Origin of the sequence: Methanobrevibacter sp. (assembly GCF_015062935.1) — an archaeon.
GTDB lineage: Archaea > Methanobacteriota > Methanobacteria > Methanobacteriales > Methanobacteriaceae > Methanocatella.
On record NZ_SUTM01000009.1, the window covers coordinates 84,309 to 104,687 of the forward strand.

Here is a 20,379-nt window from a genome sequence, read left to right on the forward strand (position 1 = left end):
TTAAAGACTGTTATATGCGTCATTAGCAGTTTGAAGTTTCTGTTTGGCAAAGTCGATTCTACTGTCTACTTCATTGGATGGTTTACCTGCATCCAAAGCACTTTGTACATTTTCAATAGCAGAATTTGCCCGTGACAACTCTATTTTTGCATCATTATACACTTTAATATCATCGGTACTGCCTGAATAATAAGTAGATTTAATACTGTCAAATTTAACAGACAGGTTGCTGTATGATGCTTTCAAATCAGCGAGCTCATCATATTGAGTGCCGGATGATATTTCATTAGTAATACCTGATGAAACCATGCTATAACCCACATAAGCTACAACTATGATTGTTGAAATTACCATGATAATTCCAACGACAGAAATTAACATAGAAGTAGATTTAAATAAGCTTAATCTAGATTTCCTCATAATAACCTCAATTAAAAAATTAATTTACTAATTAACTATTAGGTATATAAATTTTAATATATATCTTTTACTTATCAAATGCTCTCATACAATATTTTTTTAAGTGATGAAATATTAAGTATTAGATAATGAATTCTACTACTAAATCTCAAACATCAATTATAAAATTCGAAGAATTTTTTGCAACATCTTATAAGGATGATGTATTCGAAATACTTGAAACATATCCTGATGAGCGGTCACTAATCGTAGATTACAATGAACTGGAAATGTTTGATCCAGACCTTGCGGATTTGTTAATAGATAAACCGGAAGAAGTTATTGAAGCTGCACAGATAGCTATAAAAAATATCGACCCTCTTGTAAAGGATGCAGATATCAATATTCGTTTTGAACATACCTCCAATGTAATACCTTTAAAGACATTGCTAAGTAAATACATTGGAACATTTGTCGCAGCGGACGGAATCGTTAGAAAAACAGATGAAATCAGACCTCGTATTGAAACCGGTGTTTTTGAATGTAGAGGATGTATGAGATTGCATGAGGTCGAACAAACTTCTGGAAATAGAATAATTGAACCTTCATTATGTAGCGAATGTGGTGGAAGATCATTTAGACTGCTTCAGGAAGAATCAAAATACATTGATACCCAAACAGCAAGAATGCAGGAACCTTTAGAAAACCTGTCCGGAGGAACTGAACCTAAGCAAATGCTGATGGTTTTGGAAGACGATTTAGTAGACCAATTAAATCCTGGAGATAAAGTTAGAGTTACAGGAACTTTAAGAACATTCAGGGAAGAAAGAAGCGGTAAGTTTAAAAATTATATTTATGTTAACCATATTGAACCTCTGGAACAGGAATTTGAGGAACTGCAGCTTTCTGAAGAAGATGAAGAAAAAATTTTAGAATTATCAAAAGACCCTAATATTTATGACAAGATTATTAAATCAACTGCACCTTCAATTAGAGGATACAGGGAAGTTAAAGAAGCTATTGCATTGCAATTATTTGGAGGGGCTGCAAAACAACTTGAAGATGAAACCAAATTAAGAGGAGATATCCACATTCTCATTGTCGGGGACCCTGGTATCGGTAAATCCCAAATTCTGAAATACGTTTCAAGACTGGCACCAAGAAGTATCTATACAAGTGGTAAAGGTACAACCGGTGCAGGTTTAACTGCAGCAGCTGTCAGAGACGAACTTGGAGGATGGTCACTGGAAGCCGGAGCATTGGTTCTTGGAGACCAGGGAAACGTATGTGTTGACGAGCTGGACAAGATGAGATCTGAAGACAGGTCTGCACTTCACGAAGCTTTAGAACAACAAACAGTAAGTATTGCAAAAGCAGGAATTATGGCAACATTGAATTCAAGATGTTCAGTTCTTGCAGCGGCAAACCCTAAATTTGGAAGATTTGACAGATTTAAAGTGCTTGCAGAACAAATTGATTTGCCTGCTCCGATTATTTCCCGTTTTGATTTGATATTCGTTATCGAAGATAAGCCAAGCGTTGAAGGGGACTCAAAATTAGCGGAACACATTTTAAAAATACACCAGGAAAATACTGTTGATTATGAAATTGAACCTGAACTGCTTAGAAAATATATTGCATATGCACGTAAGAATGTCCACCCTGTTTTAACTGACGAAGCTAATGAAATTCTAAGGGAGTTCTACGTCAGTACAAGAAACAGCAATACCGAAGAACAGGCTCCAGTACCAATTACTGCAAGGCAGTTAGAGGCTATTATCCGTTTATCAGAAGCAAGTGCAAAAATCAAACTCAAAGATACTGTTGATAAAGAAGATGCGGAAAAAGCTGTCAGATTACAAATGGCATGTCTTAAAGAAGTAGGAGTGGATCCTGAAACCGGAGAAATTGATATCGAAGTAATGGAAGGAAGAACACCTACTTCCGAGAGAGAAAAAATGCAGAAAGTTATGGAAGAAATTGGTCTTTTAGAAGAAGAATTCGGCAATCAGGCTCCGTTAAATGTTTTAGTATCAAATATGGCTGAAAAATTCGACATGAGTGAAGATAAAGTCGAATCAATTGTTAGAAACTTAAATCAGAAAGGATTAATTTATATTCCATCCACAGGATATCTTAAGCGTGCTTAAGATTTCCGCCATTAACTTTTTTTTAAATTTTTTTAAAATAATCTGCATCACCGTCAATTAACAATACATTAATAAATGATTAAATCAAAATTTAATATATTATACTTATACTAATTTTCATAGGAGAGATAAAATGGATAAATACGAAGATTTATTAGAAAGAGCAATAGACCAATTACCTCCTGAAGTATTTGAACATAAAAGATTCAAAATCCCTAAAGCTTATTCAGATATCCAAGGTAATAGAACCTTTATTAAAAACTTTAAAGATGTTGCAGAAGGTTTAAACAGAGACCCTCAACATTTATTAAAATTCTTAATGAGAGAATTAGGTACAGCAGGAAATATTGAAGGTCAAAGAGCAATATTACAAGGTAAATTTACCCACTACTTAATCAACGAAAGAATTGAAGACTATGTGGACAAATACGTAATTTGCCACGAATGTAACAGACCAGATACTAGAATTATAAGAGAAGGTAGAATATTCTTACTCAAATGTGCTGCATGCGGTGCAACAGCACCTCTCAAATCATTATAATTCTACTTTTTTTATTTATTTTTATTGATAACATGTTTTGTCCAGAGTGCGGCAGTACCGATAAGGAAATGGTTGGCGACGTCTGCATCGACTGTTTTTTAAAGGATTTTCAAATGATTGAACTTCCGAAACGCATCGAAGTAGAAATATGCAGCCACTGCAACAGCAAACTTGAAGAGGGAAAATGGAGTGACGAATTTATCCCTGAAGAAGAAATAATCTACAGAGCACTCGAGAGAAATATAAAAATTGCAGATGAAGTTTCAAACGAACTCATAAATCTTGAAATTGAAAATTTCAAAGGCACAATAGCTAGATGTTATGTTGAAGTGGTTGGCGAAGTTCATGGAGCTCAAATTGAAGAAACCCATGACTGCGAAGTTAAAATTAAAAAAACAGTTTGTCCAACATGCAGCAAAGTACAGTCAGGATACTATGAAACTGTAATTCAGTTTAGAGCAGATAAGCGGGAAATCAAACCGGAAGAATATGCTAAAGCCGATGAAATTGTTGAACGTACATTACTTAAGCAATCCAGTTCAGATAAATTGGCATATTGTCCTCAAATAGCTAAACTGAAAGAAGGTTATGATTATTACATAGGATCTTTCAAATCAGGTAAAAAAGTGGCCGAAGCACTGAAAGAGGAATTCGGAGGAATAATCAAGGAATCCCCAAGATTAATCAGTGAAGACAAATCTACCGGAAAAGGACTTTACAGAGTTTGGATTTCTGTTAGAATTCCTGAAGCGGAAATTAATGATTTCATAAGTTATGAGAACAAAATTATTCAGCTAACAAGCATCAGCAAAAACAGCTTTGTTGGAGTTGACATTACCACAAGCAAGAAACATAATATTCCAATGAAAAATATGGAAGATATTGAGCTTGTTAAAAAAGCGGATGAAGTTGAAACTGCAACCATTATATCAAAATCTCCTCAATTTATACAGATTTTAGATCCTATTGACTATTCCGCAGTTGATTTGGATATGAAAGAGGAATACGATAAGTATAATGTTGGAGAAGAAGTTAAACTCATTAGAATCAATAATATCGTTTATTTATTAAGTTAAAGTGATAAAATGGACATTGAAGAAAAAATTCAATTAATTGAGGAAGGAACATTAGAAATCATAGATATCGAAGAGTTAAAAGAAGTTCTTAAAAAAGAACAGCCTATAGCTTATACAGGTTATGAACCTTCCGGAAAAATACATTTAGGACATGCAGTAACTGTACAGAAATTAAAACAATTGCAAAAGTTAGGATTTAAAATAAAAATTCTTTTAGCAGACTATCATGCATTTCTAAACGGAAAAGGTACCGTTGAAGAAATTGCTGAAACTGCCGAATACAATAAAAAATGTTTCCAGGCTTTAGGTCTTGATGAAACAACAGAATACGTATACGGTTCATCCTTCCAATTAGAACCAGATTATACTGATAAAGTTTATCAATTAGCTACAATGACCACTTTAAAAAGAGCTAGAAGAAGTATGGATCAGGTAAGCCGTGCGGATGACAATCCTAAAGTGGCAAGTGTAATTTATCCGATTATGCAAACTGTTGATATGGCTGCATTGGAAGTTGATATTGCACTCGGAGGCATGGAACAGAGAAAAATCCAAATGCTAGCACGTGAAAACCTGGAAAAAATCGGTGAAAAACCACCTGTTTGTATTCACACACCATTATTACATGGACTTGACGGTGACGCTAAAATGTCTTCAAGTAAAGGAAACTACATTGCAGTGGACGACTCCGTTAAAGAAATTACCAAAAAAATCAACAAAAGTTACTGTCCTCAAGGAGAAATTGAAGGCAATCCTATGATTGAAATAGCTGAAACCTTCGTTTACCCTAATCAAGATACTTTACTTATTAAAAGACCTGAAAAATTCGGTGGAGACATTGAATTAACACATGATGAGTTAATTAAAGACTTCAGTGAAGGAAACTTACATCCAATGGATTTGAAAAACGGAATCAAAGATTTCCTAATTGAATTCTTTGCCCCTGTAAGAGAATACATGGAGGAGAATTAAATGGCTGTAGAAGAAAAAGAAGAATTTGAAATGGGATTACCTAACGGTGTCGGCGAACAGATGCTTGCTCATGCTTATGAAAAATTCGACATTAAATTGGAACAGACTGAATTTGGACCTAAAATAATCGGAGAATATGATGAGCTTGTAAAAGTAAGAGAATTCTTGGAAAATGCTATTCGTGAAAGATTACACGAATTAGAAAGTGGAGAATAATTATTCTCCATAAATTATTTTTTTAAAATTATTCTAAAAATGAATTTAACTTATTTTTAAAATCGCCGGATTTTACTTCTTTTGTAGTTAAAGCCAGTGTTTTCAATGGGGATTTACCAACAAACTTTTCCATTTGTTTAAAAGCTCCTTCAAATCCGCTGCTTCCTGCAGTTGCAAAGAATTTGACATCAGCAAATTTACCTTCATTCTGTTTAATATAGGAAATCATAGGGTTTGCAGCTTTTCCTGCCCATACAGGAACTCCCATATATATCAAATCATAATCGGAAGGGTCATGCTTTAAATTCTCCAAATCAATTATTTTTGCAGTCATACCGTCTTTACCTGCTCTGGCATAACCCAGTTTTCCGTCATAATTTACTTTTGAAATGATTTCTTCTGTATCTGCATTGGTTGCTTTTGCAATCTCCAATGCAAGTTCTTTTGTAATGTTTGTTCTTGAATAATAAGCAACTAAAACGTTCATAATATCACCTAATACAATCCGGACAGATTCCAAGATATGGTGCTACGGCCTTTTTGATATCTGAAGATACCTTATTTATACCCTTATCGGCATCTATTATTTCATGAGTGTAATTTTCAGCCAATTTCAGATAATTTTCTCTAACACCAGTCAAATAATTCACATTTTCAAATGTATCTTCACCAGATGTTCTTGCAACAGATTTTTTAGCATCCAAATCAAGTAAAATCAATAAATCCGGTTTTTTAGCATATCTGTTTAAGGTTTCAACCCATTCGGCAGGTTCCTGATAAGCCAGTGATGAAATAAATGACCTGTCTGAAATAATTATTTTGGATTCATCTTCCAGTTTATCCATTATCATCATCCTGTCGGCTGCGAAAAGCAGGGCCAGAATTTTTTGAAACTTGTCAGACTGAGCATCAGGATGCTGCAGAATACGTCTAATCAGTTTTCCCACTTCGGAATCAGTTGGTTCGACCAATGTCTCGACTCTGAAACCGTTATTTTCCAGCCATTCGGCCAACATTTGAATTTGGGTGGATTTACCTACACCATCTATTCCTTCAAATACTATGTACATAAAATAGATTATGTTTTAATTTAATATATAATTAATTACAAAAATATAAATGTATAATCGAAAAGGTGTTTAAATAAAATGGTTTTAGAGGAATTACTGGCCCCAGCAGGTTCTTATGAAGTGTTAGTTATCGCAGTCAATGCAGGTGCTGATGCAGTTTATATTGCTGGGCAAAATTATGGTGCTAGAGCATATGCTAAAAATTTTACCCTGGAAGAAATAGAAAAGGCTGTTAATTATGCTCATTTAAATGGCGTTAAAGTTCATGTTACTGTCAATACATTGATTAACAATTTTGAGATTGTTGATGTTTTAAAATACTTGTTCAAATTATATCAGATTGGAGTCGATGCAGTTATCGTGCAGGATTTGGGATTGATTTGGCTTTTAAAGACATTCATTCCTGATCTGGAAGTTCATGCATCAACACAGATGGGTCTGAACAATTATCCGTCAATAAAATGGGCGAGCAAAAACAACATCAAAAGGGTTGTGCTTCCAAGGGAAGTTACCATTGAACAGATTAGTGAAACTACAGAACGCCTTAAAAAGGACAACATTGACATGGACATTGAAACATTCGGCCATGGGGCGCTGTGTTACTGTGTCAGCGGAAAATGTTACATGTCTTCATACAACAGCGGAAGAAGCGGGAACAGAGGAGCATGTGCACAGCCATGCAGACGTGAATACCGTTTGAAATATAGAGGATACAATATCGGAAACGGATATCTTCTCTCAACACATGACCTTGCAACCTACAACAATCTTGAAGCCATTTCAAATGCCGGAGTCAAATCTCTGAAGCTGGAAGGCAGAATGAAATCAGGAGATTATATAGGAACCATTGTAAACAGTTACAGAAATCTCATTGACGGAAATCCCGGAGATTACAAAAAAGACCTTCACCTTGTATTCAACAGACAGTTTACAAACGGATACATGATGGGAGACACCCCCGGAGAAGTAATGGGAAGAGGTCATTCCGGCCATGAAGGACTATACATCGGAGACATAACTGACATTGACGGCACAAAAGTTACAATTGAAGTTAAAAACAAAGAAATCCCAGTCATATTGGAACCTGGAGACGGAATTGCATTTAAATACAACGGCAAAATCAAGGGGATTTATCTTGAAAACATCATAAAGCAGGATGAAAATGAAATCATTATCGACACCACCAGACTTGTCAAGGTAGGAACTGAAGTATTTATCAGCTATTCCAAATCAACTCACGAATACTTAAAGCAGTTTGAAAAAGAGACCATTAAAAACAATGTCGGAATCAATTTATCACTGACATGGGATGAAAATTTAAATTTATTTACCAAAGTCGAATATTATCTCGACGACGAACTGATAAATTTCAGACATAAAACATTGGATAAATTTGAAAAGGCTAAAAATAAGCCAGTTACTGAAGAAACCATTGAAAAACAGCTCAAAAAGACTGGAGGAACACCGTTTTACATCAACAATATCAGATTCAACAACATGCCTAAAGACCTTTTCATACCAATCAGTGAAATCAACCAGATCAGGCGTGAAATTCTGGATACTGCAACAGATTTGCTTCTAAAACATTATACACCTACTAAAAAATCAGTTAAGGCAGTTCGTAAAGATTTAACAAAATTCTTTGAAGATTACACCAGCAATGAAGGTAAAATAAAAAGGAAAACACCGAAATTATCTTTATTTATAGATGACATTTCACAGATTAAAGCTGCATCAGGCTTTGATTTGAAGAGGATTTACTTTGATGGAAACTGCCACTATAACAATCCTGACGACTATTTTGAAAACATTAAAGAAACACTCAAACAGGGAAGTCTGATGGCTGCTCCAACCGAATTTGTTTGGGTTTTATCATCATTTATCAGCGAAGAGGATGCAATAAAATGCAACGAAATCATCAAGGAGCTTGAAAATGAGGGAATAATCATTTCAGTCATGGGAGATTTCCCTGGAATGGATGAAATATTCGACTGCAGAATCTACGGAAACCATAATCTGAATGTATGGAACAGCTTCTGCGTACACAACCTAAATGCCGCAGGTTTCAAATCACTTATTTTATCATCTGAACTGTCCGGCCGTGAAATTAAAGAGATAGTTCTTAAAAACCATGACAGAAACATTGACCTTGAGATGATTGTTAATGGAAACCTTGAAGTTATTGTAAGCAAAGACGACTTTACCAACTTGAACGACGGAAAAGATTTCATCATCTCAAACGATGCTGATTATGCTACTTTAGAAGACAAAAAAAGAAAAAAATTCAAATATAAAATCTTTTTTGACTACAACAGACAGAGCCACATCATCAACAAGGACTGCCTATGTCTGATTGAAGAGATGAATGAGATTAAGGAGATGGGTCTTGACTCCCTGATATTGGACTGCAGATACTCCAATGAAAAATACACCTCTCAGATATTGTCAATATACACAGAAAGCCTCAAAAATAAAGACCAGGAGGAACTGACCAAATACAAATATCAGATTATGGATTTCTCCCAGTCTTACATTAACAAAGGCAATTACATTGAAGGAAGATTACACGAGGACAAATAATGAGAATTCCAGAATTGCTTGCACCAGTCGGATCCATGGACCATTTGAAAGTGGCAATAAATGCAGGAGCCAGTTCAGTATACCTGTCCGGAAAAGACTATGGAGCCCGCAAGTTTGCCGAGAACTTCACCTTAGATGAAATTGATGATGCAGTAAACATAGCCCATCTGCATAACGTTAAGGTTTACGTTACCGTCAACACACTAATCAAAGAGGACGAACTGGAAGATGTTATAAACTATCTTTCAAAGCTATATGCTATTGGAGTAGATGCCGTTTTAATTCAGGATTTAGGATTGGTCGAACTGATAAACAGACATCTGCCCCACTTGAAAATTCATGCCTCAACCCAGATGACCTGTGAAAATCAGCTGAAACTGAATTATATTGAAAGCAAAGGAATTAAAAGAGTTGTCCTTCCTCGCGAAATGAGACGTGAAGAAATTTCCCAGCTTAAAACAAATATGGAACTTGAAATATTTGCACATGGTGCGCTTTGCTATTCCTATTCAGGACAGTGCCTCATGAGCAGTTTCAAAGGAGGGCGCAGCGGAAACAGAGGAACCTGTGCCCAGCCATGTCGCCAGAAATATAAAATCAATGGAATGAAAAGAGAGGACTATTATCTCTCCCCATGCGATTTAAACCTGTTCAATCAGCTGAAGGAAATAGCCGAGCTAAATATATCCTGCATAAAGATTGAAGGAAGAATGCGCAGCAAGGAATACCTGGCAATTGTAATAAGCAATTACAGAAAAGCACTGAACAAGCTAAAAAGTATGAAAAACACCAATGATGAAGAGTTAAGCTTGGTATTCAACAGAGGATTTGTTGAAGGACAGTTCAGCCACAAATCCAAAAGAAGCATCAGGGCAGGGCATGTCGGCTTGAAAATAGGTAAGGTCATAGACAGCCAGAAAAACCAGATTGCAGTTAGAATAGATGACTCCATCAAAACCATACCTGAAAAAGGAGACGGATTGCTGATTGTTAAGAAAAATAACGATTATGGACTGGAAATATCCCAAAATCCAATAATAACAACTTTAAATCATTTTAAAAAAGGTAAAAATAAACAGATCAAGGATTTTACCCGAAAAGACAAGGTGATGATTGTTAAAAAGGTTTGGCAGAACAAGAAAATTACTTTTGATTTAACCGATTCCAATGTGTATCTAACCAAAAGAAATAATTTAAACAAGAAAGTTAAGGAAATAGAAAATAAAGGAAGGAGCTTTATCAAATCAAAGCTTACAATAACATTTTCACTGAAAAATAAGTTCCCACATTTAAAGGGCAGGCTGACACTTGCAAACCGTAGGCAGATAGAATGTGAAGTAAGAGGAAATACTCCTTTTGAAAAACCCCTAAAAAAGAGTGTTACAGCAGAAACCGTTAAAAAACAGCTTGCAAAAATTGACAATTACCCTTATGAGATAACACAAATCAACATAAACTATGACGGGACACTGTTTATTCCAATCAGCAAACTCAATGAACTTAGAAGGAACCTCTTTGAAGCTTTGAAAAAGGAAGTTGAAAACTCATATAAACACGAATGCGAAAAAATTACATTAACACATGAAAAATCAGAGCATAAAAAAAATCCTGTTAACTTTTCATTTTACACAAACAACCTGAATCACCTAAAAGAGATTGATAATGTCAAGAGAGTCTACCTTGAAATTCCCCCTGAACATGATGATGTGGACATAACCAGTCCGAACACTCCAAATATCAATTACATGGTGAATTTTATAAAAGAAGCTTTGGAAATTTCATATGATAAAGATTACGAGATTATCTGGAAATGGCCAGACATTACCCATGACAAATTAATCAAAACATTGAATAAAGTAAGAGGGATTCTTAATAAGATGCATTATTCACTGCCCGTCATGACCGGCAACTTTAACGGAGAATATGGACCATATTCAATGAACATCACAAATACACAAAGCATAGACAGTTTAGAAAACTACAAAATAATTACACTATCCCCTGAATTAACCAAAAAAGACTATGAAAATATTATTGACAATGCTAAAAATCCCGAAAAGATTGAAATGCTTGTTCAGGGATCAGTTGAACTGATGAAAAGCAGATACTCAATTTTATCCAAAAAAGAATTCAAACAAATCAAAAATAAGAATAACTTCTATTTAATCGACAGAAAAAATAACAGATATCCGATTCATAAAAGCATTTCACAGGAAGAGTTGGAAATCTTTGATGACAGCGAACTCTCATTACTTGATGAAATTAAACATCTAAAAAAGATTGGTTTTTGTAATTTCTCTATAGACGGTCGCTGGAGAGATGATGAATACTGTAAAATAATTGATATTTATAAACAGGCTATTGATGAAGATATTGATGAGAAAAAACTGTTAAAATACAGTTCCAAAAATACACTGGGAAACTACTGATATTACTTATCAAATGCTCTCGGCAATATTGAATATATATTAAAAATTATATTTTAACTACAAAAGGGTTTGGTAAAAATGCAAGGAGAAAGAATTACATTGCAAAACATAAAAGGTATAGGAGATAAAATATCCGAAAAAATAATAAACAGCGTTGGAGGAGAAGAAGAACTCCAAAAAATAGTTGATAATGTGGATGTTGAAAAGATATCCAATATTGAAGGAATTAGTCAAAGAAAAGCTATTGAAATAATGAATCAACTATTGAACAATCCCGAATATGAATTTATAAAAAGTGACAGAGCAATAGATCTCTATGAAGACATTATAAATAAAATATTATCCTATTCCAATACTTCCTATTCAAAAAACAGAATACTGCTGCTTTCTCCTTCAAAAGACATTGACAAGATAAATTCTCAGCTCGACTTTGTGATGAATGCAAAGGAACATGTTTCACAGCTCCCAATCATCAAGCTAAGAGGATTGATGAAAAATCTGAAAGAGGTTGAAGAAGCCAAAGCCGAATATGATCCAAGTAAAGTCATACTTGTTGAAAGGGAAGAAGACAATTCCTACCTCTGTGATTTAGGTTTAAATCAATATTACCCAATTCTTACAGCAAGCGATTCACCATTGCTTCAGGAAGAAATGATGAATTATGACCTTGTATTCTATGTTTATTCTGAAGGAATTCTTGATTTTGAAGGAATGCCAAACCTTGTAATGATTAATATTGAAGACAATGATTATGAAATCGTTCCTGAAAAAATAATCAACTTTTTCATGCAGAATAAAGACCTGTTCAATAGAGTTCATGAAATTCAAAAAATCAGAAATAAGGAAAGTGTTCTAGGAGACATCATTCCAATACTTGATGAACTTAACATTATTGATAAAAGAGAAGTTGACATTGAAGAACTTGTTAATTCCTTAAAGGATGATATGGATGATGAGTTAGAAAAATCCATAAAACAAGTTGACCTTGAAGGAGATGAAGTTCTCAACCTATTAAACAATAACTTCCCACCAAAGATAAGCAAAATATTTGACGAAATTATCAATAAACGTAAAGACATTATTCGTGAAAAAACCGGGCTAAGTTTTGACCCGTTCTTAAGAACATACCCAATTCAAATTGATGAAAATGAAATCCAAAGAGTAACCCTGGAACAGTCATCCAAAAAAGAAAATGACATATTTGACATTAAAAAAAGTGCTGCAATTGAATTAAACTCAATAAAGAAAAGAGCAATTGAAGAAGTCGAAGATGCTATAAAATTCGATTACGAATTCAGTTTAGGCAGTTTTGCATATGAATATGATTTATGCAAGCCGGAATTTGGTGATGAAATCAAATTAAACGGCGCACTGCATCTGGAACTTGCACTTAAGAAAGACAATGATTATGTTCAGACTGTCGACTATCAATTAACAAAAGATGAAAATATTGCACTTTTGACCGGTGCAAACAGCGGTGGTAAAACCACACTTCTTGAAACATTGACACAAATTCAAATTATGGCGCAAATGGGACTTCCTGTAAGTGCGCAGAATGCTGAGATTAAATTATGTGATGAAATTTATCACTTTTCCAAAAAACGATCTTTAGATGCAGGCGCATTCGAATCATTCTTAAATGTGTTCATACCAATCGTCACCACCAATAGTGAAAAGTTAGTATTACTTGATGAACTTGAAGGAATCACAGAACTTGATGCAGCAGTTAAAATCATATCCACATTTATTGATATGATTAAAGAATCCAATTCCTATGGAGTCATTGTCACACACATGGCCCGTGAACTAATGAACTACACAGACATCAGAGTAGATGGTATTGAAGCCAAAGGATTGGACGAAAATTATAATTTAATTGTTGATAGAACACCTAAAATGAATTTCCTTGCAAAAAGTACCCCTGAATTAATTCTAAAAAGAATCTATGAAAAATCAGATGATGATTTAAAAGCAGTATATGCCAGAATTTTAGAAAAATTCTAAAAAAACATATACTACTTTTTACTATTTATATTTGATGAAAGTTATTTCCCATCCTCAAAACGAAAACATTAAAAGAATTAATGAAATATATCAGGTCCTTAAAAAGAACTATTTAGGATATCTGATTGAAGAAAATAGTTTTTTTAGCAAATTTCCATTTATAAGAAATCGTAAAATCGAAAAGGAAGAAAAAACTGCAGATGAATCTATTTCAGTAAGAATTAGGAAAGTATTTGAGGAATTGGGACCGGCTTATATTAAATTAGGCCAAATGCTAAGTACAAGACCCGACCTTGTTGGAATCGAAACTGCCGAAGAGCTCCAATCCTTAAGGGATAACACTCCAACCACACCTTTTAATGAAATGAAAGAAGTTATTGAAAGTGAACTTGGAAAACCAATTGATGAAATTTTTTCAAAAATTGATGAAACTCCTATTGGTTCAGCTTCAATTGGACAAGTATATAAAGCTAAATTAAAAGAAAATGGAGAATATGTTGCAGTTAAAGTTCAAAAGCCAAATTCATATGAAATTGTGAAATCAGATATAGAAATAATGAAATTTTTGGCAAAAAGAGTCGACAAATACATTTTCCAAACAAGAACATACAATCTGCCTGCAGTGGTTAAAGAGTTTGAAAGGTCAATATTCAAAGAGCTTAACTATTTGGACGAAGTAATGAATATGCAAAATCTTTCAAAGAACTTCAAAGGCGTCCATTATATCAAAATTCCGGAACCATATACTGATTACTGCGCTTCAAAAGTAATTGTTATGGAACTGATAAAAGGTATTGAAGTTACAGATTTGCTTAAAAAAGAATATCCAGACATCAATAAGAAGAAAATATCAAAATATGGTGTTAAATCTTATTTTAAACAAGTTTTGATAGATGGATTTTTCCACGCCGACCCCCATCCGGGAAACCTGATTGTCACTGAGGACAATAAACTGTGTTATATCGATATGGGAATGATGGGAATATTAACTGAGGACTTTAAAGAGAGTCTGGCCGAATTAATCCTGCTTTTAATAAATAGAAATAGTGGTGACATTATCAAGCAGTTAATCTACATGGACATTATCACACCTTCCCAAAACACAGAGGACCTGCAAGCAGACGTTGAAGACCTGTTAAATCGCTATTATGGTGCCGAATTGAAAAACATGGATGGTGTAATGGAAGATTTACTTAATGTAATGGTTAAAAATAATGTCGTTCTTCCAAAAGAATTCATTATGATTGGACGGGGAATTGCTTTAATTGAAGATACCGGTAAAAAGTTAGATCCCGAGTTCAATGCGGCAACCGAATTAAAGAAATTATCCCGAAAGATAGTTATTAACAAATACAAACCTGGACGATTGGGAAGAGTGGGTGTAAATTACCTCATGCAATTAGAACATCTCGCAAAAGACTTGCCCGATACAATAAACAACACAATCTCCAAAATAGAAGAAGGAAACCTTGAAGTAAACATAAGAGTTCTTGAAATCAGTGAAATTATAAATCAGCTATCCATATCATTGATCTTGTCTGCATTAATTTTAGGTTCATCACTAGCACTAGTAAGCAATGTGGGACCGAAAATATTTGAAATCCCCCTATTAGGATTAGGAGGATTCTTGTTCAGTGCCGTATTGGGCGGAATTTTAATAGTCAAATATATGATGGAAACCGATTAAGTACGCCACTTGTAAATATTTATGAAATTTAACCCAATGAAAAAAATAGACCTTAAAAAAAATTCAATAAATATGAAAAAAAAGCAGAATAATATTTTTCTGCTTAAAATAATCTGTTTAGTTTTTTTTCTTAAGACAGCTGCACCACCTAATACTGCTGATACTCCAAGTAATATTAAAATTGGATTACCTGTAGCTAACATTGTGTGAGAAGATGTTGCGTTTGCAGTCATGTTAGTTGCGCCAGTTGGTTCTCCTGCTGCAGGAGCTGTTTGGTTTGCTGCAGCGTTTTCTGCAGTTTCATTGTATTGGCTTCCAGCCCAACCACCATCATCCTGACAGTTGCTTCCGGCATAACCCCTATCTTCATATTGACTACCGGCATAACTTCCCATGCCATCCGCATAGTCACTTCCCACATAACCACCATCATTATCTGCTGCGCAAACAACACCAGCAGATGCAATTACACAAAATATTGCAAGTAAAGTTAATAATTTTTTTGAAAGATTCATAATAATCACCCATGAAAATTAGAGGTTGATTTTGAAATAACACCTCTTTACACAAGTAATTATATTAAAAAGCCATTATATAAAGTTTTTCGAATACAATCGCTTATTTTCATCTTAAAATACTTAAATAAGACCAAATATATCTTATTTAAAAATAACAAGGTCGATACAAATATTTTAAAAAAATCAGAGGATTATTCACAAGCAATAGGGTCTGTTAAAATATGCTTGAATCATTGAAAATAAGTGAAAAAAATTAGAAGAAAAAATAAAAATAAAAAATGGTTTAATATTATGCGTCTGCAAATAATAAACCGACAGCTCTATAGAAAAACAGCACCATAAATGGCAGTCCGACAAAAATGCCTATGAAAACACCAATATATGGAATCAATCCGATTAGAGTGATGACAAATATCAAAGCGAATGAAATTATATAAATTACAATTAAGGTAACTATAATCTTTATAAAACCGACTTTTGACATGTCTTTCAGTATTTCTCTGAATCTGAGACCTTCAGTTCCGCTTCCGGATTTTGCAAATCTGACTCTTGCAGTAAATGACATCAATGAAAATATGATAAATAATATAATTCCAACAATTAAAGAAATGGTTAACGCATTAGTGAATGTGTTCATTGTTGCTTTTGGAATTGCTGACATTATCATGGTTGCATTGCTTGCACCATTAGCCATTGCGTCAATACTTGCATATATGATTTTAGTGAGTGAAGAAAACAGTCCTGTTGCTGAAGCGACAAGTAAGACAATGACTGCAGGTATGATGAAATATATCACATCTAAAATAAATGCCTTGATCCCCATGACAAACTGTTTTACATAATCAAAATCAGGAAGTGTATCCTCACCATCAGTTCCGCTTTTAATGACCTCAACTGAGTACCCTAAAACTACAAATGAAACAATTAAAGTCACAAGGCTTAAGATAATAGTCAAAGTATTATTCTTCAAGCCATAAGATGGAAGAATTGTTGATAAGCTCATTATAATAATTAAAACACAGAATATTAAAAATTTTCGAGTATCGCTAATAGGATATTTAATAGCGTCCATTATAATTTCACGTAAATTCATATTTATCACATAACTTAACTGCTTTATAGGTATATATTTTTAGATAATAGTATTTAAAATTTAAAGAATATGGGTCGAAAACCGAACAAATGTACGGAAATTCCTGTATGAAAAATCAACCGACTACAATAATCTTAATATATGTGAATAATATAAATTATAAGTAAAGAGGCGTAATATGAACAAAAAAATAGTTGCATTGATTCTGGTTATATTAATATCCTTTTGCTGTTTAAGCATTGTTGTAGCAGACAATGCCACACAGGATGATGATTCTACACCTGGTGATGACAGCACAGTCGATGGAGACGACTCCGATGATGGTAACGATGACGATACATCGGATGACCACAAAAAGGATGATAAAAAGAACACTGATAAGGACAAAAAAACGAATAAAGATAAAAAGGACGATAAAACAAAAAAGGGCGATGTTACAGCTAGAGGAAAAGGAAATGGAATTGCATTTAGCGACGGATTTAGAGGATTCATTCTTGATTATTCAAAATCCCCAGCAAGTTCAGGGGACCAATTCAACCGAGTATCCACCTCACATGCCAGCGATGCAAATACTCTCAAACATGCCATAATCGAATGCTACAAGCATGGTTCTTCAGGACAGATTAAAAAAGTAATATCAGATATTGTAAAAACCGGATCCACCGGTGGCAAGATTGGAAAAGCGATTGAAGAGTCACACGGAAATGTTGGTGACCATGCAGTTGTTCAAATAGACAATAGTACTGAAGCCATTTTTGACTTTGAAGTTTTAAAATCCGTATCAGGTAATGAATCAGATTATTTCGCATATAAAGTGTCATTCAGATCCATCGATAATGCTGCGGGCGAAAATCAGACAACTAATATGACCAATACCACTAATGCAACCAATAATGTAACTAACGCAACAAATACAACCAACCTTACAAATTTAAACCAAACTCTCGATAATGACACAAATGCCACATTCCTACAGGCATTATATGATTATCTGGCTTCACTTATGAATGCACTCTATGACAGCTGGAAACCTATTATCGATGCGTTAGTAAATGACTATTTAATGATTATGGGCGCTATTCAAGGACTGATAGACATGTATACAAACTTCATGGCGGAACTTCAGTCTCTGATAGATGCGATTCACCAGCTTATAGATATGCTCGAGTCGATATGGAAAGAACTTGCGGGACTTTTAAATCTCATATTGAATGCTCTTCAGCAGCTCATAAACTTGATTTCATACATAATAAATCTCATTATGGGAATTATATCCGCAATTATTGGCCTTATACAATGGATTTTAGGATTGCTCTCCTCATTGATAAATTTCCTTATTGATTTAATCAATCAGATCATAGCATTAATTCAGTCAATCATAGACTTCCTGAAATCTGTTGGAAGTTTCCTGATGAATGTTATTGGAAATGCAGCAATCATAGTAGTTGCATTTGTCGCAATTACAATCGGAGCATTTGTTTACAACAGAATAAGATAATATCATCTTATTCATTTCTTTTTTTATTAAAATTCTCATTTTACAAATAACAAAAACATTTTACTTTTTCAGAAAGTATCATTTTAATTAAAAATAGCCACAATTATATTAAATAAACCCTACGATAAATAATATAATGGCGGTTATGGAAGTATACCTTAAAATCAGTTTATATAATTCATCTTTATCATTACACCTTATCAAATCACTTCCAAACAGCATTCCAGCTGCAGGTATGATAAACCAGTTCAAAAATGGAAAACAGCTAACAATATTCTGCCCGACAGTTTCAATGAAATTGTCCAAAAGCTGATTTAAATACATATTTTGCAGAGTAATGTCCGGAGGGTAAGATACGATTAAAGACAACAAAATAGCAATCAACAGAATCTGAGTATGACTTAGGTTAAGTTTTTTAAAGATTGCAACTGCAATAAATGTTATTCCTGCAAACTGCAATATGTCATTTGCCAAAAAGGACAGTAAGGAGTATTCAAGAGGAACTCCTGCAGAATAATTTAATAAAAAATACATTGTGTTGATTACCAAACCAAGCATCAGTAACTTGATTCCCCTAACTACAAATTCATTTGGAGAATCATGTCGAGTATACACCATCCCAATCCCCATTGCAAACATGAATATTGGTGCAGAAGACTGAGTCAAAATAAATAAGTATTCTTCAAGATATCCGTAGTCTATTTTACTAAATGTACAGAACGCCAGAAAATGAACAAAAATCATTGCAAAAATTGCAAAAACCTTTGCATAATCCCATTCAATCTGCCTTCCTTTATTGACATCAATATTGCTAAAAAGCTTTCCTATAACAATAACTTTATTTTTCATTGTTAAAATAGTATTTATCCAGATTGAATACAAATTGAAAAATAACTGTGAAAAAATATATGACTAAATAGGATTTAAAAAAAAGTAAAATTGATTAAATGGACTAATCATCCATCCCTATCAATTTTTTTAAAAGCTAAAGGATATACGGCAAGTATTATGAATGTAAATAGAGAATACTTGATACAATCAACTAATTCACCGCCGCCGAGAAGTTTCGGGATTAATCCAAAAAGTAATGCAAACAATATTAATGCACCCACAAATCTAACTATTGCATCCCTGCTGCTTTTAGGGTTTTCAAAGTTAACATATTTTTCTTCAAAAAGAAAACCTAATGAAATACCTGAAGCCAATGCCACATATTTAATATAGCTTATTACAGGACAGAATACAATTCCCACAATGGACAGTGCGACAATAGCTAAATAAAGATATGATCTGTTTTCAATCCTATCATAAATACGGGACAATATTAATATTATCACTAAAGCAATGATAAAACCTGCAATAGTGTCTGTCGGAAAGTGAACGCCCAATCCCACTCTTGAAAGCGCAACAATGAAAACTCCAATCAACCCAACAACGACATACGGAATCTTTTTGAGATATATAGGAATAGCCAGAAACAGGTTGGTTGCCAGCATTGAATGCCCGCTTGGAAGGGAATATCCCTGGATTTTAAAGTCCAGAGGATTCTGGTCCGGCACATTGGCATAAATACACTTGATTTTATCCACAGCAGCATATGGCCTTAAACGTGCAACACTCACCTTGATAAATTCGCAGCATACACCTGCCACACCCAATGAAAGCAATGTGAATTTACCCCAATCCTTGTTGTATACCAGATAGACTGAAATGAATAAAAATGCAAGGACATTTTTAGAAACCACATCTGCAATAACTTTAAAAAATCCGAATGCTAAATCAGGAAGCGAACTTTGCAGGAATAAAATCAGATAAACTTCCCATGGAAAATAAAAAACTGTTCCAAACATAATGTTAGATATATTTTATATTTAATAAAAAGATTACTAAAAAAGGACTGTCACTATTTAATCCAGTTTAATTTTTTCAATTAAATTGTTTCTGCAAACACTCCAAAAAAAAACAAAAAAGAAATATTAGGATATCTTCATAAATATTTTTTATATTGCTTACAATATTTCAGTTTACTAGATTTTTAATAAGTTTGTAACAAAGTTATCCGGTTTTTGTGGCTCTTTCAAAAACTTAAGTGATTCGGATTAAAAAATTTTTGAGGAGCAAGATTTTTTTCTTTTCTAATTTTTCT

17 protein-coding genes are annotated in these 20,379 nt (G+C 33.8%); 10 read left to right on the forward strand and 7 right to left on the reverse strand.

Translation table 11 applies throughout. The annotated features are described in order from the left end of the window. Nucleotides 1–420 carry a hypothetical protein gene (locus tag E7Z81_RS05890; RefSeq protein WP_292745291.1) on the reverse strand — a complete coding sequence of 140 codons (420 nt, stop codon included), beginning with the start codon at nucleotides 418–420 and terminating at the stop codon, nucleotides 1–3. 128 nt (nucleotides 421–548) lie between these two features. On the opposite strand from E7Z81_RS05890, the gene mcm reads away from it, so the two are divergent. The 5 genes from mcm (at nucleotide 549) to E7Z81_RS05915 (ending at nucleotide 5,354) form a co-directional block, all read left to right on the forward strand. Next, nucleotides 549–2,549 carry a minichromosome maintenance protein MCM gene (gene mcm, locus E7Z81_RS05895; RefSeq protein ID WP_292745293.1) on the forward strand — a complete coding sequence of 667 codons (2,001 nt, stop codon included), beginning with the start codon at nucleotides 549–551 and terminating at the stop codon, nucleotides 2,547–2,549. 133 nt (nucleotides 2,550–2,682) lie between these two features. Then, nucleotides 2,683–3,090, forward strand: a complete 408-nt coding sequence (locus tag E7Z81_RS05900) for a translation initiation factor IF-2 subunit beta (protein WP_067040760.1) — start codon at nucleotides 2,683–2,685, stop codon at nucleotides 3,088–3,090. Nucleotides 3,091–3,122: 32 nt separating this feature from the next. Then, on the forward strand, nucleotides 3,123–4,166 hold the full coding sequence (locus E7Z81_RS05905; RefSeq protein WP_292745295.1) for a 60S ribosomal export protein NMD3: 1,044 nt from the start codon (nucleotides 3,123–3,125) through the stop codon (nucleotides 4,164–4,166). 9 nt (nucleotides 4,167–4,175) lie between these two features. Further along, the gene (locus E7Z81_RS05910) at nucleotides 4,176–5,138 is read left to right on the forward strand and encodes a tyrosine--tRNA ligase (protein WP_292745297.1); all 963 of its coding nucleotides are present in this window, start codon (nucleotides 4,176–4,178) and stop codon (nucleotides 5,136–5,138) included. Then, the gene (locus tag E7Z81_RS05915) at nucleotides 5,139–5,354 is read left to right on the forward strand and encodes a hypothetical protein (RefSeq protein WP_292745299.1); all 216 of its coding nucleotides are present in this window, start codon (nucleotides 5,139–5,141) and stop codon (nucleotides 5,352–5,354) included. It begins immediately after the preceding gene. Between the two features lie 28 nt (nucleotides 5,355–5,382). Here the strand turns inward: E7Z81_RS05915 and E7Z81_RS05920 are convergent, their stop codons facing one another. Together E7Z81_RS05920 and tmk are read right to left on the reverse strand one after the other, a co-directional pair. Then, nucleotides 5,383–5,841, reverse strand: coding sequence for a flavodoxin (locus E7Z81_RS05920; protein WP_292745301.1), 459 nt, complete (start codon nucleotides 5,839–5,841; stop codon nucleotides 5,383–5,385). A 4-nt stretch (nucleotides 5,842–5,845) separates the two neighbouring features. Beyond that, nucleotides 5,846–6,424 (reverse strand): dTMP kinase, encoded by a 579-nt coding sequence (gene tmk / locus E7Z81_RS05925; RefSeq protein ID WP_292745303.1) that lies wholly within the window; start codon nucleotides 6,422–6,424, stop codon nucleotides 5,846–5,848. A gap of 78 nt (nucleotides 6,425–6,502) precedes the next feature. Between tmk and E7Z81_RS05930 the strand changes: the two genes are divergently transcribed. The 4 genes from E7Z81_RS05930 to E7Z81_RS05945 all read left to right on the forward strand — a co-directional run bounded on the left by E7Z81_RS05930 (nucleotide 6,503) and on the right by E7Z81_RS05945 (nucleotide 15,124). Further along, nucleotides 6,503–9,004, forward strand: a complete 2,502-nt coding sequence (locus E7Z81_RS05930) for a U32 family peptidase (protein ID WP_292745305.1) — start codon at nucleotides 6,503–6,505, stop codon at nucleotides 9,002–9,004. Next, the gene (locus tag E7Z81_RS05935; protein WP_292745307.1) at nucleotides 9,004–11,433 is read left to right on the forward strand and encodes a U32 family peptidase; all 2,430 of its coding nucleotides are present in this window, start codon (nucleotides 9,004–9,006) and stop codon (nucleotides 11,431–11,433) included. The genes E7Z81_RS05930 and E7Z81_RS05935 overlap by 1 nt, the downstream gene beginning before the upstream one ends. Nucleotides 11,434–11,511: 78 nt before the next feature. Next, complete coding sequence (locus E7Z81_RS05940; RefSeq protein WP_292745309.1) at nucleotides 11,512–13,437, forward strand: endonuclease MutS2; 1,926 nt, start codon at nucleotides 11,512–11,514, stop codon at nucleotides 13,435–13,437. Between the two features lie 34 nt (nucleotides 13,438–13,471). Further along, a complete protein-coding gene (locus E7Z81_RS05945) occupies nucleotides 13,472–15,124 on the forward strand; it encodes an AarF/ABC1/UbiB kinase family protein (RefSeq protein ID WP_292745311.1) in 1,653 nt (550 codons plus the stop codon). On the opposite strand, the gene E7Z81_RS05950 is transcribed toward E7Z81_RS05945, so the two are convergent. Both E7Z81_RS05950 and E7Z81_RS05955 read right to left on the reverse strand, forming a co-directional pair. Continuing rightward, nucleotides 15,121–15,639, reverse strand: coding sequence for an LPXTG cell wall anchor domain-containing protein (locus tag E7Z81_RS05950; RefSeq protein WP_292745313.1), 519 nt, complete (start codon nucleotides 15,637–15,639; stop codon nucleotides 15,121–15,123). The genes E7Z81_RS05945 and E7Z81_RS05950 overlap by 4 nt on opposite strands. 292 nt (nucleotides 15,640–15,931) lie before the next feature. Then, nucleotides 15,932–16,714, reverse strand: coding sequence for a DUF4013 domain-containing protein (locus E7Z81_RS05955; protein WP_292745315.1), 783 nt, complete (start codon nucleotides 16,712–16,714; stop codon nucleotides 15,932–15,934). A 199-nt stretch (nucleotides 16,715–16,913) separates the two neighbouring features. Here E7Z81_RS05955 and E7Z81_RS05960 point away from each other — a divergent pair, with 199 nt between their 5' ends. After that, nucleotides 16,914–18,233: a hypothetical protein gene (locus E7Z81_RS05960; protein WP_292745317.1), complete on the forward strand. Its 1,320-nt coding sequence runs from the start codon at nucleotides 16,914–16,916 to the stop codon at nucleotides 18,231–18,233. Nucleotides 18,234–18,341: 108 nt separating this feature from the next. Here the strand turns inward: E7Z81_RS05960 and E7Z81_RS05965 are convergent, their stop codons facing one another. Both E7Z81_RS05965 and E7Z81_RS05970 read right to left on the reverse strand, forming a co-directional pair. After that, nucleotides 18,342–19,082 carry a heparan-alpha-glucosaminide N-acetyltransferase domain-containing protein gene (locus E7Z81_RS05965; RefSeq protein ID WP_292745319.1) on the reverse strand — a complete coding sequence of 247 codons (741 nt, stop codon included), beginning with the start codon at nucleotides 19,080–19,082 and terminating at the stop codon, nucleotides 18,342–18,344. A 107-nt stretch (nucleotides 19,083–19,189) separates the two neighbouring features. After that, on the reverse strand, nucleotides 19,190–20,083 hold the full coding sequence (locus E7Z81_RS05970; RefSeq protein WP_292745321.1) for a phosphatase PAP2 family protein: 894 nt from the start codon (nucleotides 20,081–20,083) through the stop codon (nucleotides 19,190–19,192). Nucleotides 20,084–20,379 lie beyond the last annotated feature (296 nt).

Excerpts from the sequence above, each read along its gene's own strand:
- E7Z81_RS05890 (WP_292745291.1), bottom strand. The coding sequence starts at position 420 with ATGAGGAAATCTAGATTAAGCTTATTTAAATCTACTTCTATGTTAATT.
- mcm (WP_292745293.1), top strand. The coding sequence starts at position 549 with ATGAATTCTACTACTAAATCTCAAACATCAATTATAAAATTCGAAGAA.
- E7Z81_RS05900 (WP_067040760.1), top strand. The coding sequence starts at position 2,683 with ATGGATAAATACGAAGATTTATTAGAAAGAGCAATAGACCAATTACCT.
- E7Z81_RS05905 (WP_292745295.1), top strand. The coding sequence starts at position 3,123 with ATGTTTTGTCCAGAGTGCGGCAGTACCGATAAGGAAATGGTTGGCGAC.
- E7Z81_RS05910 (WP_292745297.1), top strand. The coding sequence starts at position 4,176 with ATGGACATTGAAGAAAAAATTCAATTAATTGAGGAAGGAACATTAGAA.
- E7Z81_RS05915 (WP_292745299.1), top strand. The coding sequence starts at position 5,139 with ATGGCTGTAGAAGAAAAAGAAGAATTTGAAATGGGATTACCTAACGGT.
- E7Z81_RS05920 (WP_292745301.1), bottom strand. The coding sequence starts at position 5,841 with ATGAACGTTTTAGTTGCTTATTATTCAAGAACAAACATTACAAAAGAA.
- tmk (WP_292745303.1), bottom strand. The coding sequence starts at position 6,424 with ATGTACATAGTATTTGAAGGAATAGATGGTGTAGGTAAATCCACCCAA.
- E7Z81_RS05930 (WP_292745305.1), top strand. The coding sequence starts at position 6,503 with ATGGTTTTAGAGGAATTACTGGCCCCAGCAGGTTCTTATGAAGTGTTA.
- E7Z81_RS05935 (WP_292745307.1), top strand. The coding sequence starts at position 9,004 with ATGAGAATTCCAGAATTGCTTGCACCAGTCGGATCCATGGACCATTTG.
- E7Z81_RS05940 (WP_292745309.1), top strand. The coding sequence starts at position 11,512 with ATGCAAGGAGAAAGAATTACATTGCAAAACATAAAAGGTATAGGAGAT.
- E7Z81_RS05945 (WP_292745311.1), top strand. The coding sequence starts at position 13,472 with ATGAAAGTTATTTCCCATCCTCAAAACGAAAACATTAAAAGAATTAAT.
- E7Z81_RS05950 (WP_292745313.1), bottom strand. The coding sequence starts at position 15,639 with ATGAATCTTTCAAAAAAATTATTAACTTTACTTGCAATATTTTGTGTA.
- E7Z81_RS05955 (WP_292745315.1), bottom strand. The coding sequence starts at position 16,714 with ATGGACGCTATTAAATATCCTATTAGCGATACTCGAAAATTTTTAATA.
- E7Z81_RS05960 (WP_292745317.1), top strand. The coding sequence starts at position 16,914 with ATGAACAAAAAAATAGTTGCATTGATTCTGGTTATATTAATATCCTTT.
- E7Z81_RS05965 (WP_292745319.1), bottom strand. The coding sequence starts at position 19,082 with ATGAAAAATAAAGTTATTGTTATAGGAAAGCTTTTTAGCAATATTGAT.
- E7Z81_RS05970 (WP_292745321.1), bottom strand. The coding sequence starts at position 20,083 with ATGTTTGGAACAGTTTTTTATTTTCCATGGGAAGTTTATCTGATTTTA.